Here is a 15,258-nt window from a genome sequence, read left to right on the forward strand (position 1 = left end):
GCGTGTCTTTGATCGCTTCCGACCAATTCCGCATCGTTGTCGGCCTCGGCAAGAGCGGCATGTCCCTGGTTCGCTTCCTGGCGAGCCGGGGCATTGCCTTTGCGGTCGCCGATACCCGCGAGCAACCGCCGGAACTGGACACCCTGCGCCGTGATTACCCGCAGGTGGAAGTGCGCTGTGGTGAACTGGACGTGGACTTCCTGTGCCGCGCCAACGAGCTGTACGTGAGCCCCGGTCTGGCCTTGGCCACCCCGGCCCTGCAGCAGGCCGCCGCGCGTGGCGTGAAGCTGTCCGGTGATATCGAGCTGTTCGCCCACCACGCCAAGGCGCCGATCATTGCCATCAGCGGCTCCAACGCCAAGAGCACCGTTACCACCCTGGTCGGCGAAATGGCCGCCAAGGCAGGCAAACGTGTGGCTGTGGGCGGCAACCTCGGTACCCCGGCGCTGGACTTGCTGGCTGATGACGTCGAGCTGTACGTGCTGGAGCTGTCCAGTTTCCAACTGGAAACCACTGACCAGCTCAATGCTGAAGTGGCCACTGTGCTGAACATCAGCGAAGACCACATGGACCGCTACAGTGGCCTGCCGGCCTACCACCTGGCCAAACACCGGATCTTCCGCGGTGCCCGCCAGGTGGTGGTCAACCGCCAGGATGCCCTGAGCCGACCGTTGCCTGTGGAAGGCCGCCCATGCTGGACATTCGGCCTCAACCAGCCCGATTTCAAAGCCTTCGGCTTGCGTGAAGTAGACGGTGAGAAATACCTGGCGTTCGAGTTCCAGGCGCTGATGCCAGCACGCGAGCTGAAGGTGCGTGGCGCCCATAACCAAAGCAACGCCCTGGCAGCCTTGGCCCTGGGGCATGCGGCCGGCCTGCCGTTTGAGCCCATGCTCGAAGCCCTGCGTGAATTCGGTGGCCTGGCCCACCGTTGCCAGTGGGTACGTGAGCGTAATGGCGTGAACTGGTATGACGATTCCAAGGCCACCAACGTCGGTGCGGCCCTGGCAGCCATCGAGGGCCTGGGTGCCGATATCGAAGGCAAGTTGGTGCTGATCGCCGGTGGCGATGGCAAAGGTGCCGATTTCACTGCGCTACGCGAGCCAGTCAAGCGTTTCTGCCGCGCCGTGGTATTGCTTGGCCGTGATGCCGAGCGCCTGGCCGAGGCCTTGGGTGATGACGTGCCGCTGGTGCGGGTCAAGACCCTGGACGACGCCGTGCAGCAGTGTGCCGAGCTGGCCCAGGCGGGCGATGCGGTGTTGCTGTCGCCGGCGTGCGCCAGCCTCGACATGTTCAAGAACTTTGAAGAGCGCGGGCGCCTGTTTGCCCAGGCAGCGGGAGGCCTTGCATGATCTTCGGCATCTTCAAGCCCTACCCGTCGCCGCTGATCAGCGGCCGTGGCATCGACCTGGACTTCCCGATGCTCGCCGGCTGCCTGGCCTTGCTTGGCCTGGGCCTGGTGATGATCACCTCGGCGTCCTCGGAAGTGGCTGCGGTGCAGTCGGGCAACCCGCTTTACCACATGTTCCGCCACTTGGTGTATGTGTTCCTGGGCCTGGTTGCCTGCGGCGCGACCATGCTGGTGCCGATCGCCACCTGGCAGCGCATGGGCTTCATGATGCTGCTAGGCGCTTTCGGGCTGCTGGTACTGGTGCTGGTGCCGGGTATCGGCCGTGAAGTGAACGGTTCCATGCGCTGGATCGGCTTCAGCTTCTTCAACGTCCAGCCTTCGGAAATCGCCAAGGTGTTCGTGGTCGTCTACCTGGCGGGTTACCTGGTGCGCCGGCAGACCGAGGTGCGCGAAACCTGGATGGGCTTCTTCAAGCCGTTCATCGTGCTGCTACCCATGGCGGCCCTGTTACTGATGGAGCCGGACTTCGGTGCCACCGTGGTGATGATGGGCGCGGCGGCGGCCATGCTGTTCCTCGGCGGGGTTGGGTTGTTCCGCTTCAGCCTCATGGTGGTGTTGGCGGTACTGGCGGTGTTCGTGCTGGTACAGGCGCAGCCCTACCGGATGGCGCGGCTTATCACCTTTACCGACCCGTGGTCCGACCAGTTCGGTTCGGGCTACCAGCTGACCCAGGCACTGATCGCCTTCGGCCGCGGCGAGTGGCTGGGTGTTGGCCTGGGCAATAGTGTGCAGAAGCAGTTCTACCTGCCCGAAGCACACACCGACTTTGTGTTTTCGGTACTGGCCGAAGAACTGGGCGTGGTCGGCTCGCTGCTGACCATTGCACTGTTCGTGTTCGTGACCGTGCGTGCCCTGTACATCGGTCTGTGGGCCGAGAAGGCCAAGCAGTTCTTCGCCGCCTATGTGGCCTTCGGCCTGGCGTTCCTGTGGATCGGCCAGTTCCTGATCAACATCGGGGTGAACGTCGGCCTGCTGCCAACCAAGGGCCTGACGCTGCCGTTCCTCAGCTACGGGGGCAGCTCGCTGGTGATCTGTTGCGCCTGCGTGGGCCTGTTGCTGCGTATCGAGTGGGAGAGCCGCACGCACCTGGGTAGCGAAGAACACGAGTTCAGCGAAAGCGATTTTGCCGAGGAGACCAGTCATGGCCGCTGACGGCAAAAACATATTGATCATGGCGGGCGGCACCGGGGGGCATGTATTCCCGGCCCTGGCCTGCGCCCGGGAGTTCCAGGCGCGTGGTTTTACCGTGCACTGGCTGGGCACGCCGCGTGGCATCGAAAACGAACTGGTGCCCCAGGCTGGCCTGCCGCTGCACCTGATCCAGGTCAGCGGCCTGCGCGGCAAAGGCAAGCTGTCGTTGCTCAAGGCGCCGTTCACCCTGATCAAGGCGGTACTGCAGGCGCGCCGCATCATTCGCCAGCTCAAGCCGGTATGCGTACTGGGCTTTGGCGGTTATGTGACTGGCCCCGGCGGTGTGGCCGCGCGGCTGTGCGGCGTGCCATTGGTGATCCACGAGCAGAACGCCCGTGCCGGTACCGCCAATCGGTTGCTGGTGCCACTGTCTGCGCGGGTCTGCGAAGCTTTCCCGAACACCTTCGAGGCGAGCGACAAGCGTCGTACCACCGGCAACCCGGTGCGCCCGGAGCTGTTCATGGATGCACAACGCGCGCCCCTGGCCCAGCGCCGAGCGCGCCTGCTGGTGCTCGGTGGCAGCCTGGGTGCGGAACCCTTGAACAAATTGTTGCCTAAGGCCCTGTCCGAAGTCCCTGCTGCGCTGCGGCCAGAGGTGTTCCACCAGGCCGGCAAGCAACACGCGCCAATCACCGCCGAGCGTTATCACGAGGCGGGCGTCGAGGCTCAGGTAGAGCCCTTCATCAAGGACATGGCCCAAGCCTATGGCTGGGCCGACATGGTGGTGTGCCGGGCCGGTGCCCTGACCGTTAGCGAGCTGGCGGCAGCGGGCCTGCCTTCGCTGCTGGTGCCATTGCCCCACGCCATCGACGATCACCAGACCCACAACGCCCAATATCTGGCCCGTGAAGGCGCTGCCTTCCTGATGCCACAAGCGACAACTGGCGCAGCGCAGCTCGCTGAACGCCTGAACGAGGTGCTGATGCAACCCGAGAAACTCACCGTAATGGCAGGCACCGCACGGCGCCTGGCCAAACCTGCTGCAACCAGCATTGTGGTCGATATCTGCCTGGAGGTGGCCCATGGTTGAGAGCCAGAAAGCCATGCCCCAGCCCAAGATGGGCCGTATCCGCCGTATTCACTTTGTCGGTATCGGCGGCGTGGGCATGTGCGGTATTGCCGAAGTGCTGCTGAACCTGGGCTATGAAGTGTCCGGTTCGGACCTGAAAGCGTCGCCGGTGACCGAGCGCCTGGAATCGTTCGGTGCCGAGATCTTCGTCGGCCACCGCGCCGAGAACGCCGCCACCGCTGATGTGCTGGTCGTGTCCAGTGCCATCAACCCGGCCAACCCGGAAGTGGCTACCGCCCTTGAGCGACGCATTCCGGTGGTGCCGCGTGCCGAGATGCTCGCCGAGCTGATGCGCTACCGTCACGGCGTGGCGGTTGCCGGTACCCACGGCAAGACCACTACCACCAGCCTGCTGGCCTCGGTGTTCGCTGCCGGTGGCCTGGACCCGACCTTTGTCATCGGTGGCCGCCTGACCGCTGCCGGTACCAATGCCCAGCTGGGCACCAGCCGCTACCTGATCGCCGAAGCAGACGAAAGCGATGCCAGCTTCCTGCACCTGCAGCCGATGGTGGCCGTGGTCACCAACATCGACGCCGATCACATGGCGACCTACGAAGGTGACTTCAACAAACTGAAGAAAACCTTCGTCGAGTTCCTGCACAACCTGCCGTTCTACGGCCTGGCGGTGATGTGCCTGGACGACCCGGTGGTGCGCGAAATCCTGCCGCAGGTGAAGCGCCCGACCGTGACTTATGGCTTCAGCGAAGAGGCAGACATCCGCGCCATCAACGTGCGCCAGCAGGGCATGCAGACCCACTTCACCGTGCTGCGCCGTGACTGCGAGCCGTTGGACGTGTCAGTGAACATGCCTGGCAACCACAACGTGCTCAACGCCCTGGCCACCATTGCCATTGCCACTGACGAAGGCATCACTGACGAGGCCATCATCCAGGGCCTGTCAGGCTTCCAGGGGGTCGGCCGACGCTTCCAGGTATACGGCGAACTGCCGGTCGAAGGCGGTAGCGTGATGCTGGTGGACGACTACGGCCATCACCCGACCGAAGTAGCTGCAGTGATCAAAGCCGTGCGTGGTGGCTGGCCTAGCCGCCGCCTGGTGATCGTTTACCAGCCGCACCGCTACAGCCGCACCCGCGACCTGTACGACGATTTCGTGCAGGTGCTGGGCGATGCCAACGTGCTGCTGCTGATGGAAGTCTACCCGGCCGGCGAAGAGCCAATCCCTGGAGCCGACAGCCGTCAGCTGTGCCACAGCATCCGTCAGCGCGGCAAACTGGACCCGATCTACATCGAGCGTGGCGCAGAACTCGCGCCGCTGGTCAAACCACTGCTGCGCGCTGGCGACATCCTCATCTGCCAGGGTGCCGGTGATGTCGGAGGCCTGGCCCCACAGTTGATGAAAAGCCCGCTGTTCGCAGGCGCCAAGCAGGAGAAGTCGAAATGACCAGCGCCTACGAAAAGCTGCACTCGACCCTGGACGTCAAGGCTTTCGGCCGTGTTGCCGTGCTGTATGGTGGCAAGAGCGCCGAGCGTGAAGTGTCGCTGAAGTCCGGCGCAGCGGTGATCCACGCGCTGACCACGGCCGGTGTCGACGTCGTTGCCATCGACGTGGGAGATGACCTGCTCGAGCGCCTGCAACGCGAGAAGATCGACCGTGCGTTCATCATCCTGCACGGCCGTGGCGGTGAAGACGGCAGCATGCAAGGCCTGCTGGAGTGCCTGGGCATCCCCTACACCGGCAGCGGCATCCTTGCCTCGGCGCTGGCCATGGACAAGCTGCGCACCAAGCAGGTGTGGCAGAGCCTGGGCATTCCGACCCCGCGTCACGCGGTGTTGGCGAGCGAAAGCGATTGTTTGTTGGCCAGTACGGAACTGGGCTTCCCGCTTATCGTCAAACCCGCCCATGAAGGCTCTAGTATCGGCATGGCCAAGGTGAACAGCGCCCAGGAACTGGTCGCCGCCTGGCAGGACGCCGCCAAATACGATTCCCAGGTACTGGTGGAGCAGTGGATCCACGGCCCGGAGTTCACCATCGCGGTCTTGCGCGGCCAGGTGCTGCCGCCGATCGCCCTGGGTACGCCGCACGTGTTCTACGACTACGACGCCAAGTACATCGCCAACGATACCCAGTACCGCATCCCGTGCGGCCTGGATAGCGTCAAGGAACAGGAACTGATCGACCTGACTGCACGTGCCTGTGATGCCATCGGCATCGAAGGCTGGGGGCGGCTGGACGTGATGCAGGACGAGCAGGGCCGGTTCTGGCTGCTCGAAGTCAACACCGCACCGGGCATGACTGATCATAGCCTGGTGCCAATGGCGGCCCGCGCGGCCGGCCTGGACTTCCAGCAACTGGTGCTGGCAATCCTGGCTGAAAGCGTGACGACGCGAGGTTAACAACCATGCAAGGCGCGATGATACGTCAGCAGCAACCCGTTACCGGCCGTAGCAAGCCGGTGCCGCGTGGTGCCAGCCGGCTGGTGGCCGACGAGCCCGTATCGGCGCGCCTGCCGCGGCCAAGCCTGGGAGGCCTCAAGCGCCTGCTGTGGCCGGTGCTGCTGGTGGCGGCCGGCTTTGGTGCCTATGAGGGCGCCATTCGCCTGATGCCGTATGCCGACCGGCCGATCACCAAGATCGACGTGCAGGGCGACCTCAGCTACATCAGCCAGCAGTCGGTGCAGCAGCGCATCGCACCGTACGTGGCGGCGAGCTTCTTCAGCGTCGACCTGCCGGCGATGCGTGCGGAGCTCGAACAGATGCCATGGATCGCTCACGCCGAAGTGCGCCGGGTGTGGCCTGACGAGGTGGTGATCCGCCTGGAAGAACAGCTGCCGGTGGCGCGCTGGGGCGACGAAGCCTTGCTCAACAACCAGGGCCAGGCCTTCACCCCGCGCGAACTGGCCAACTACGAGCACCTGCCGCAGCTGGCTGGGCCGCAGCGTGCTCAGCAACAAGTCATGCAGCAGTATCAGGTATTGAGCCAGATGCTGCGCCCCCTGGGCTTTTCCATCGCTCGCCTGGAGCTGCGCGAGCGGGGCAGCTGGTTCCTGACTACCGGTGCGAGCAGCGCCGGGCCCGGTATCGAGCTGCTGTTGGGGCGCGACCATCTGGTGGAGAAGATGCGCCGTTTCATTGCCATTTACGACAAGACACTCAAAGACCAGATCACCACTATCGCCCGCATTGATCTGCGTTATTCCAACGGACTTGCCGTTGGTTGGCGGGAACCGATTGCACCGACGACGGCCCAACCCGCCGTTGCGAAGAATTAGAGAGAGGCAGGACCATGGCAAACGCGCATAGCGGCAAAATGATCGTCGGGCTGGACATTGGCACCTCCAAGGTGGTGGCGCTGGTGGGCGAAGTGGGCGAAGACGGCACCCTGGAAATCGTCGGGATCGGCACCCATCCGTCCCGCGGCCTGAAGAAAGGCGTGGTGGTGAACATCGAGTCCACCGTGCAGTCGATCCAGCGCGCCGTCGAAGAAGCGCAGCTGATGGCCGGCTGCCGCATCCACTCGGCTTTCGTCGGGGTGGCCGGCAACCACATCCGCAGCCTGAACTCCCACGGCATCGTCGCCATCCGCGACCGCGAGGTCAGCCTGGCCGACCTGGAGCGTGTACTCGACGCTGCCCAGGCTGTGGCGATTCCGGCCGACCAGCGCGTGTTGCACACCCTGCCGCAGGACTACGTGATCGACAACCAGGAAGGCGTGCGCGAACCGCTGGGCATGTCTGGCGTGCGTCTGGAAGCCAAGGTCCACGTGGTCACTTGCGCAGTCAACGCGGCGCAGAACATCGAGAAGTGCGTACGCCGCTGCGGCCTGGAAATTGACGACATCATCCTTGAGCAGCTGGCCTCGGCCTACTCGGTGCTGACCGACGATGAAAAAGAGCTGGGTGTTTGCCTGGTGGACATCGGTGGCGGTACCACCGACATCGCCATCTTCACCGAAGGCGCCATCCGTCACACCGCGGTCATCCCGATTGCCGGCGACCAGGTGACCAACGACATCGCCATGGCCCTGCGTACCCCTACCCAGTACGCCGAAGAAATCAAGATCCGCTACGCCTGTGCCCTGGCCAAACTGGCTGGCGCCGGCGAAACCATCAAGGTGCCGAGCGTGGGCGACCGCCCACCGCGCGAGCTGTCGCGTCAGGCGTTGGCTGAAGTGGTAGAGCCACGTTACGACGAGCTCTTCACCCTGATTCAGGCCGAACTGCGCCGCAGCGGCTACGAAGACCTGGTGCCCGCCGGCATCGTACTCACCGGTGGCACCGCGAAGATGGAAGGTGCCGTGGAACTGGCCGAGGAAATCTTCCACATGCCGGTACGCCTGGGCGTACCGCACAGCGTTCGGGGGCTGAGCGACGTGGTTCGCAACCCGATCTATTCCACCGGCGTGGGCTTGCTCACTTACGGTCTGCTGAAGCAGTCCGAGGACCTGATCCTGACCGGTAACACAAACAGCAGCAACAACAGCTATGGCGATGAACCGAAGGCCCCAGTGCTTGAGCGCTTCAAGAAGTGGGTCCAGGGCAACTTCTAAGTTTCAAAGCAGTAGTGGTAGGCGCAACAACTAGAGAACTGTAAGGAGAGGGAAAATGTTCGAGCTCGTAGACAACGTCCCGCAAAGCCCGGTCATCAAGGTGATCGGCGTTGGTGGTGGTGGCGGCAACGCCGTCAACCACATGGTCAAGAGCAGCATCGAGGGCGTGGAATTCATATGCGCCAACACCGATGCCCAGGCGCTGAAAAGCATTGGCGCGCGCACCATCCTGCAATTGGGCACTGGCGTGACCAAGGGCCTGGGTGCCGGTGCCAATCCGGAAGTGGGCCGTCAGGCTGCGCTGGAAGACCGTGAGCGCATCGCTGAGGTACTGCAGGGCACCAACATGGTGTTCATCACCACTGGCATGGGTGGCGGTACCGGTACCGGTGCAGCGCCGATCATTGCCGAAGTGGCCAAGGAAATGGGCATTCTCACCGTAGCCGTGGTGACCCGTCCGTTCCCGTTCGAAGGCCGCAAACGTATGCAGATCGCCGATGAAGGCATCCGCATGCTGGCTGAAAGCGTCGACTCGTTGATCACCATTCCCAACGAGAAACTGCTGACCATCCTGGGCAAGGATGCCAGCCTGCTGTCCGCCTTTGCCAAGGCCGACGATGTGCTGGCCGGTGCCGTTCGCGGCATCTCCGACATCATCAAACGCCCAGGCATGATCAACGTCGACTTCGCCGACGTGCGTACGGTGATGGGCGAAATGGGCATGGCAATGATGGGTACTGGCTGTGCCAGCGGCCCGAACCGCGCCCGTGAAGCCACCGAAGCGGCGATCCGCAACCCATTGCTGGAAGACGTCAACCTGCAGGGCGCCCGTGGCATCCTGGTGAACATCACCGCAGGTCCGGACCTGTCGCTGGGTGAGTACTCCGATGTGGGTAGCATCATCGAAGCCTTCGCCTCTGACCACGCCATGGTCAAGGTCGGCACCGTGATCGACCCGGACATGCGCGACGAGCTGCACGTTACCGTTGTGGCCACTGGCCTGGGCGCGCGCATCGAGAAGCCGGTCAAAGTGGTCGACAACACCCTGCAGACCGCCCAGCAGGCATACGAGGCGTCCAATCCTGCGCCGGTACGCCAGGAGCAGCCAGCGGTCAACTACCGTGACCTGGAGCGCCCGACCGTGATGCGCAATCAGGCCCATGCAGGTGCTGCTGCAGCCGCTAAACTGAACCCTCAGGATGACCTGGACTACCTTGATATCCCGGCTTTCCTGCGTCGTCAGGCTGATTAATGGAATTTATCAGGGGTATAAAGGTGATTGGTATTCATCAAAGGTTGGGTCTGTTATCATCCCCAGCCTTTGTTGATACCTGTTCGCAATTTGCGCTGAAGCGGCCAATGCCATGATTAAACAACGCACCCTGAAGAATACCATCCGTGCCACAGGTATCGGTCTGCACTCTGGGGAGAAGGTTTACCTGACCCTCAAGCCCGCACCTGTTGACACCGGCATCGTCTTCCGCCGCGCCGACCTTGACCCTGTGGTCGAGATCCCTGCGCGTGCGGCCAACGTCGGCGAGACAACCATGTCGACGACGCTGGTCAACGGTGACGTCAAGGTCGATACGGTCGAGCACCTGCTCTCCGCCATGGCGGGCCTGGGCATCGATAACGCCTACGTCGAGCTCTCCGCCTCGGAAGTGCCGATCATGGATGGCAGCGCCGGACCCTTTGTATTCCTGATTCAGTCTGCCGGCCTGGAAGAGCAGGACGCAGCCAAGAAGTTCATCCGCATCCTGCGTGAGGTAACCGTGGAAGAGGGCGACAAGCGCGCCACGTTCCTGCCTTTCGAAGGGTTCAAGGTGAGCTTCGAGATCGACTTCGATCACCCGGTGCTTCGCAACCGGACCCAGAGCGCCAGCGTCGACTTCTCCAGCACCTCGTTTGTGAAGGAAGTCAGCCGCGCGCGTACTTTCGGCTTCATGCGTGACATCGAGTACCTGCGCAAGCACAACCTTGCATTGGGTGGCAGTGTCGAGAACGCCATCGTGGTCGATGAGGACGGCGTGCTCAACGAGGACGGCCTTCGTTACGAAGACGAATTCGTAAAGCACAAGATCCTCGACGCCATTGGCGACCTTTACCTGCTGGGCAACAGCCTGATTGGCGAGTTCAAGGGCTTCAAGTCCGGCCACGCGCTGAACAACCAGCTGTTGCGCAAGCTGATTGCTGAAACCGATGCCTGGGAAGTGGTCACGTTCGAAGATGCCAGCACGGCACCGATCTCTTATATGCGCCCTGTTGCGGCCGTGTAAGTTCGAGCACTCTCTCTAGTGATTAAGGCCACCCTCGGGTGGCCTTTTTTATTCGCTGAGTTCCCCAAGCGTGCTTGGGGGTTATGCGTCGTGGCTATCTCTGTCGTAGGCACTCAGGACAGCATGGGTTTTCAGCAGGATGAAATCGATGTAACTGTGGTCTGTCGAGGTGCACTCCACGCGTGTGATTGGCTTGCCGTACGGCGACCGGAAACTCACCAGAAAGTGCTTGGGTGTGCCGTCGCTCGCCAAGTTGATCGTTTTCAGCGGGTCTGGCTCAGTCGAGGTGAAGAAACTCACGGACCCCTCGTAATGAATCAGGCTCCAGGCGAACTGCATGTACCCGTACTCACCGTTCAGATCCAGTGCGATTTTATTGCTGTCGGAACTTTGGCCTTTGGAAAGTACAATTGCCTTTCCCTCAGCCATATTTTCGACGGTTTCATTGACTGTCTCAATGCCTGTTTTAGAGCCATAATTGCTACTGAGATGGTGCAGCGTAAAATGCGGAAGTACAAGTGATTGCCCAGGTAGGATGAGCTGCTCGCCAGGTTGCTCCTCGAAATTGATATGCAGTACGTGCGGGTAAATGCGGATATCGTCGAAAGCGAAATGCACATGCGTATTGTCAGGCTCGAAACTGCCAAGTGTCAGGGTATGAGTCGGGGATGTCGCGCGGAAGTCGACAACGAAACGTTGCCAGTCCTGGTGGTTTTCAAGCTTTGAGCGATGCTGGACAGTATCGTCTATGTACCAGGTGAGGTGTGGGACGGGGTCCTTGGGGAATCGCTTGACACGCAAGCTGATAGAGTAGAGGTGTCCCTGGACCAGACCGCTTATCGTCTTCTGGATCAGCAGCACGCCATCGTGTCGGGGAAGCGGTGGGAGGTTTGGCGGCGAGTCATATTCAACATAAATGTTGCTTTGATTTGCGGTGTTGAATGTTAATGAGTGTCCGCTGCGTATTGCGTTCCAGCCGTTGTATGCCTTATCAGTGAAAGTTGTATGTTCGCTATAGTCAGTCGTGGGCAGGGTCATGATGCAGTTCCTGGGTTAAGAACGCTCAATAAACCATCTCCAAAACCTACCGGCTACTGGTAAAATTGTCAGTCTTAAAGTGCAGGTTTTTTAGCTTGTTTTATTCTGAAGGCTTTTTTTTGCGCGAAGCATTGTTAGCCAAACGCTCCAATGCGGCGCGCAGCTTCTCGTCGGTAATGCCTTCAGCGGAACCGCGAATACTCTGCGCGGCATTGGCCGACAGCTCGGTGGTGTTTAGGCCACGCTTGGCCGGCACCAGCGGTGGCTGCACCTTGAACAGGATGCGCCTGAGGTTGCCGAACGCCTCCATGGCCTGCAATGCCGCCAGCAGGCGCTTCTGCTGGTAGCGCAGGCGGGTTGCCCAATGGCCGTCAGTCACAACCAGCAGCAAGGTGCCATCGCGCCATGACGCGACATGGCAGTGCTCGCGGGCAGCGGGTTGCAGCTGGCTTTCCAGCAGGCGTTGCAGGTGCTCCAGGCGCTCGGCCTGGTTCAGCAGCAGGCGCAGCGGGCGGACCTGGCGCAGCAGTGCGGAGGGCGGCTGGGCAGGGGAGGGTTTGTAGGCCATGGGACTGTGCATGAGGTTCAAGGTCAGCAGTTTAACACCTCTGTAGCCGGTGCCGGCCTCTTCACGGGCTTGCCCGCTATTACAGGCATTCCCCAGTGCAGGCCAGATAAGACCAATTCTCGATAGCTTTCATGTTGCCAAGCCTTGAACTCACGGAGAATGGCCCTATCTAAGACAAGCCCCTGCCAAAACGCTGTAATAGCATCGTGGAAATCCACCACTTTCCTCACCATCGTTTCCGGGTAGAATGCTCGTTCGCATGCGGCCTCAGGGCTGCACGGGCGACTCATGGGGCCGCCCTCCATCCCTACGTGTGGAAGATCCTGCCGATATGTTTGCGCCTTTGTTAAAAAAACTTTTTGGAAGCAAGAACGAGCGTGAAGTGAAACGCATGCTCAAGACGGTGAGTATCGTCAATGCCTTCGAAGAGAAGATGGTGGCCCTCTCCGACGAGCAACTGCGGGGCAAGACCGCAGAGTTCAAGGAGCGCCTGGCCAAAGGCGAGACACTGGACCAATTGCTGCCTGAAGCTTTCGCCGTGGCCCGAGAGGCCGGCAAGCGTGTGATGGGCATGCGCCACTTCGATGTGCAGCTCATCGGTGGCATGACCCTGCACGAGGGCATGATCGCAGAAATGCGCACCGGTGAAGGCAAGACCTTGGTCGGTACCCTGGCCGTGTACCTGAACGCACTGTCCGGCAAGGGCGTGCACGTGGTCACCGTCAACGACTACCTGGCCCGCCGTGACGCCAACTGGATGCGTCCGCTGTACGAGTTCCTCGGCCTGTCGGTCGGTATCGTCTCGGCCTTCCAGCCGCCAGAAGAAAAGCGTGCCGCCTATGCGTCCGACATTACCTACGGCACCAACAACGAATTCGGGTTCGACTACCTGCGCGACAACATGGCGTTCAGCCAGGAAGAGAAGTTCCAGCGTGAGCTGAACTTCGCCGTGATCGACGAAGTCGACTCCATCCTCATCGACGAAGCACGCACCCCGCTGATCATCTCCGGCCAGGCTGAGGACAGCTCCAAGCTGTACATCGAGATCAACCGCCTGATCCCGCGCCTGACCCAGCATATCGAAGAAGTGGAAGGCCAGGTCACCCAGGAAGGCCACTTCACCATCGACGAGAAGAGCCGCCAGGTCGAGCTCAACGAAGCCGGTCACCAGTTCATCGAAGAAATGCTCACCCAGGCCGGCCTGCTGGCCGAGGGCGAGAGCCTGTACTCCGCGCACAACCTGGGCCTGCTGACCCACGTTTACGCTGGCCTGCGCGCGCACAAGCTGTTCCACCGCAACGTCGAGTACATCGTCCAGGACGGCCAGGTCCTGCTGATTGACGAGCACACCGGCCGCACCATGCCGGGCCGTCGCCTGTCCGAGGGCCTGCACCAGGCCATTGAGGCAAAAGAAAACCTGAATATCCAGGCCGAGAGCCAGACCCTGGCTTCGACCACGTTCCAGAACTACTTCCGCCTGTACACCAAGCTGTCCGGCATGACCGGTACCGCCGACACCGAAGCGTTCGAGTTCCAGTCCATCTACGGCCTCAACGTGATGGTGATCCCGCCGAACAAGCCGCTGGCACGTAAGGACTTCAACGACCTGGTGTACCTGACCGCCGACGAGAAATACGCCGCGATCATTGCCGACATCAAGGAAAGCATGACCCAGGGCCGCCCGGTGTTGGTGGGTACTGCGACCATCGAAACCTCCGAGCACATGTCGAACCTGTTGCTCAAGGAAGGTATCGAGCACAAGGTCCTGAACGCCAAGTACCACGAGAAGGAAGCCGAGATCATCGCGCAGGCTGGTGCTCCAGGCGCACTGACCATCGCCACCAACATGGCCGGCCGTGGTACCGACATCCTGTTGGGTGGTAACTGGGAAGCCGAAGTGGCCACCCTGGAAAACCCGACCGCCGAACAGATCGCCCAGATCAAGTCCGACTGGCAGAAGCGTCACCAGCAAGTGATCGAGTCGGGCGGCTTGCACGTGATCGCCTCCGAGCGCCATGAGTCGCGCCGTATCGACAACCAGCTGCGTGGCCGTTCGGGCCGTCAGGGTGACCCGGGCTCCAGCCGCTTCTACCTGTCGCTGGAAGACAGCCTGATGCGCATCTTCGCCTCTGACCGGGTGAAGAACTTCATGAAGGCACTGGGCATGCAGTCGGGCGAGGCCATCGAACACCGCATGGTCACCAACGCCATCGAGAAAGCCCAGCGCAAGGTTGAAGGCCGCAACTTCGACATCCGTAAGCAATTGCTCGAATACGACGACGTGGCCAACGAACAGCGCAAGGTGATCTACCACATGCGCAACAGCCTGCTGGCCGCCGAGAACATCGGCGACACCATCGTCGAATTCCGCAAGGAAGTGCTGGACGCTACCATCAGCCAGCACATCCCGCCGCAGTCGCTGCCAGAGCAGTGGGATGTGGCCGGTCTGGAAGCCTCGCTGGCCAGCGATTTCGCCATGAAACTGCCGATCCAGCAGTGGCTCGATGAGGACGATCACCTCTACGAGGAAACCCTGCGCGAGAAGCTGCTGAACGAGATCACCACTGCCTACACCGAGAAGGAAGACCAGGCCGGTATCGAAGCCCTGCGTACCTTCGAGAAGCAGATCCTGCTGCGCGTGCTGGACGACCTGTGGAAAGACCACCTGTCGACCATGGACCACCTGCGCCACGGTATTCACCTGCGTGGCTATGCGCAGAAGAACCCGAAGCAGGAGTACAAGCGCGAGTCGTTCAGCCTGTTCCAGGAGCTGCTCGAGTCGATCAAGCGCGACACCATCCGCGTGCTGTCGCACGTTCAGGTTCGCCGCGAAGATCCGATCGAGGAGGAAGCACGCCTTCGCCGCGAGGCCGAGGAACTGGCCAGCCGCATGCAGTTCCAGCATGCCCCTGCCCCAGGGTTGGAAAGCGAGCAACTGAGCGAGGAGGGCGCCGAAGTGGCGGTGGCCGCAGCGCCAGTGCGTAACGACCAGAAACTGGGCCGCAACGAGCCGTGCTGGTGTGGTTCGGGCAAGAAGTTCAAGCATTGCCACGGGCAGATCGAGTGATCTGATTCATTGCTGTAACGTGACAAACCGGGGCCGCTTTGCGGCCCATTCGCGGCACAAGGCCGCTCCTGCAGGGACCGCGCCCGACCGGAAGGCTGCGATGTCCTTGTGGGAGCGGCCTTGTGCCGCGAATG

12 protein-coding genes are annotated in these 15,258 nt (G+C 61.7%); 10 read left to right on the plus strand and 2 right to left on the minus strand.

Going from position 1 to position 15,258, the window contains the following annotated elements:
* Window positions 1-2: 2 nt before the first annotated feature.
* The 9 genes from murD to lpxC all read left to right on the plus strand — a co-directional run bounded on the left by murD (window position 3) and on the right by lpxC (window position 10,451).
* Window positions 3-1,349 carry a UDP-N-acetylmuramoyl-L-alanine--D-glutamate ligase gene (gene murD / locus AC07XM_RS00770; protein WP_033734283.1) on the plus strand — a complete coding sequence of 449 codons (1,347 nt, stop codon included), beginning with the start codon at window positions 3-5 and terminating at the stop codon, window positions 1,347-1,349.
* Window positions 1,346-2,560 (plus strand): putative lipid II flippase FtsW, encoded by a 1,215-nt coding sequence (gene ftsW, locus AC07XM_RS00775; RefSeq protein ID WP_016488963.1) that lies wholly within the window; start codon window positions 1,346-1,348, stop codon window positions 2,558-2,560. The genes murD and ftsW overlap by 4 nt, the downstream gene beginning before the upstream one ends.
* Window positions 2,550-3,629, plus strand: coding sequence for an undecaprenyldiphospho-muramoylpentapeptide beta-N-acetylglucosaminyltransferase (gene murG / locus AC07XM_RS00780; protein WP_102689060.1), 1,080 nt, complete (start codon window positions 2,550-2,552; stop codon window positions 3,627-3,629). Before ftsW ends, murG begins: the two co-directional genes overlap by 11 nt.
* Window positions 3,622-5,070, plus strand: coding sequence for a UDP-N-acetylmuramate--L-alanine ligase (gene murC, locus AC07XM_RS00785; protein WP_016488961.1), 1,449 nt, complete (start codon window positions 3,622-3,624; stop codon window positions 5,068-5,070). The genes murG and murC overlap by 8 nt, the downstream gene beginning before the upstream one ends.
* Window positions 5,067-6,023 (plus strand): D-alanine--D-alanine ligase, encoded by a 957-nt coding sequence (locus AC07XM_RS00790; RefSeq protein WP_016488960.1) that lies wholly within the window; start codon window positions 5,067-5,069, stop codon window positions 6,021-6,023. The genes murC and AC07XM_RS00790 overlap by 4 nt, the downstream gene beginning before the upstream one ends.
* A gap of 5 nt (window positions 6,024-6,028) precedes the next feature.
* The gene (locus tag AC07XM_RS00795; RefSeq protein ID WP_012274056.1) at window positions 6,029-6,898 is read left to right on the plus strand and encodes a cell division protein FtsQ/DivIB; all 870 of its coding nucleotides are present in this window, start codon (window positions 6,029-6,031) and stop codon (window positions 6,896-6,898) included.
* A 14-nt stretch (window positions 6,899-6,912) separates the two neighbouring features.
* Window positions 6,913-8,175: a cell division protein FtsA gene (gene ftsA, locus AC07XM_RS00800; protein ID WP_016488959.1), complete on the plus strand. Its 1,263-nt coding sequence runs from the start codon at window positions 6,913-6,915 to the stop codon at window positions 8,173-8,175.
* Between the two features lie 55 nt (window positions 8,176-8,230).
* The gene (gene ftsZ / locus AC07XM_RS00805; RefSeq protein WP_016488958.1) at window positions 8,231-9,427 is read left to right on the plus strand and encodes a cell division protein FtsZ; all 1,197 of its coding nucleotides are present in this window, start codon (window positions 8,231-8,233) and stop codon (window positions 9,425-9,427) included.
* Window positions 9,428-9,539: 112 nt separating this feature from the next.
* The gene (lpxC, locus tag AC07XM_RS00810) at window positions 9,540-10,451 is read left to right on the plus strand and encodes a UDP-3-O-acyl-N-acetylglucosamine deacetylase (RefSeq protein ID WP_016488957.1); all 912 of its coding nucleotides are present in this window, start codon (window positions 9,540-9,542) and stop codon (window positions 10,449-10,451) included.
* Between the two features lie 81 nt (window positions 10,452-10,532).
* On the opposite strand, the gene AC07XM_RS00815 is transcribed toward lpxC, so the two are convergent.
* Both AC07XM_RS00815 and AC07XM_RS00820 read right to left on the minus strand, forming a co-directional pair.
* Window positions 10,533-11,489, minus strand: coding sequence for a hypothetical protein (locus AC07XM_RS00815; protein WP_060517476.1), 957 nt, complete (start codon window positions 11,487-11,489; stop codon window positions 10,533-10,535).
* Between the two features lie 100 nt (window positions 11,490-11,589).
* The gene (locus AC07XM_RS00820) at window positions 11,590-12,057 is read right to left on the minus strand and encodes a DUF721 domain-containing protein (RefSeq protein ID WP_023048838.1); all 468 of its coding nucleotides are present in this window, start codon (window positions 12,055-12,057) and stop codon (window positions 11,590-11,592) included.
* 331 nt (window positions 12,058-12,388) lie between these two features.
* On the opposite strand from AC07XM_RS00820, the gene secA reads away from it, so the two are divergent.
* Window positions 12,389-15,124: a preprotein translocase subunit SecA gene (gene secA / locus AC07XM_RS00825; RefSeq protein ID WP_016488953.1), complete on the plus strand. Its 2,736-nt coding sequence runs from the start codon at window positions 12,389-12,391 to the stop codon at window positions 15,122-15,124.
* Window positions 15,125-15,258 lie beyond the last annotated feature (134 nt).

The sequence above is a fragment of the Pseudomonas sp. GW460-LB5 genome (assembly GCF_059423245.1).